The 919-nt window shown below is 76.0% G+C and carries 2 pseudogenes; one reads left to right on the forward strand and one right to left on the reverse strand.

Annotation, left to right across the window (positions count from 1 at the left end):
- Window positions 1–410: pseudogene (locus A5714_RS26585) on the forward strand (hypothetical protein); the annotation flags it as partial.
- 15 nt (window positions 411–425) lie between these two features.
- On the opposite strand, the pseudogene A5714_RS26590 reads toward A5714_RS26585, so the two are convergent.
- Window positions 426–919, reverse strand: a pseudogene (locus tag A5714_RS26590) (hypothetical protein); the annotation flags it as partial.

A 919-nucleotide genomic window follows, 5' to 3' on the forward strand; every position in this document is an offset into this window, starting at 1 on the left:
CGATCTTTCCCACCGTCACCAGCCCCCCGGCCGAACAGCCCGCCGCCTCGCTCAAGGTGCCGGGCCTGCTGCTGACCGGCCCGGGCGACGCGACCACCCTGAACTCCAACGCGTTGACGCTGAACAAGGCTTGGGACGCCGCCGCGCTGCGCGTGGTCAGCAAGGCCCGGCCCGACGGGCTCGCCGAGGGCCGGCGGCTGACGCAGGTGCTCGGGCTCGGCGGCCAGCACCGGCGCACGCAGCGATCGGTGCGGGCGTTGCTGACCGGGTACCTGCTGTACACGCTCGCCGGCGACAAGACGTATCGCGCCTTCGCCGATCCTGAGGAGCAGTTGCCCGGGACCGACCCGCTCGATCCCGACGCCGTGCCAGCCCCGCTGGAAGACAAGATCGTCGCGCTGCTGAAGTAGGGGCCGCCCGGGACGTCACTGGCCCGCCTGCGGCAGCTGATCGGCCGCGATTTCGCAGGGCGTCGACGCTTCGTGCGCTGGGGGTGCCGCGGGGTCGGCGGGCGCGTCGGCCAGGGCACCTGGCGGTGCGGGCGCCGGCGGTGGCCCCGGCTCCGGACCGGACGCCGGCGGCGCGGGTGGTTGCGGGGTCGCGCCGACCGGTTGGGTGTCCCCGGGGGGCTCCGTGGGCTCCGGCACCCCGGGCGGGACGGCGTTCTCGGGCTCGTCGGTCTCGTCCGGCTCGTCGGGGTCGTCGGTGTCGCCCGGGTCGTCGTCCCGGTCGTCGGGCTCGTCGTCGTGCAGGGGGTCGCCGTCGAGGTCGTCCCCGAGGTCGCCGAGGTCGCCGAGGTCGCCGTCAAGCGGGTCGGCGCCGCCGTCGTCCGCCGAACCGACCAGGTCACCCACCGCGTCCAGGATCCGGCCCGCCAGGCCGATCAACCCGCCGCCCCCGCCGCCTCCTAGACCGCCCC

This window comes from Mycobacterium sp. E2462, from assembly GCF_001672685.1.
GTDB lineage: Bacteria > Actinomycetota > Actinomycetes > Mycobacteriales > Mycobacteriaceae > Mycobacterium.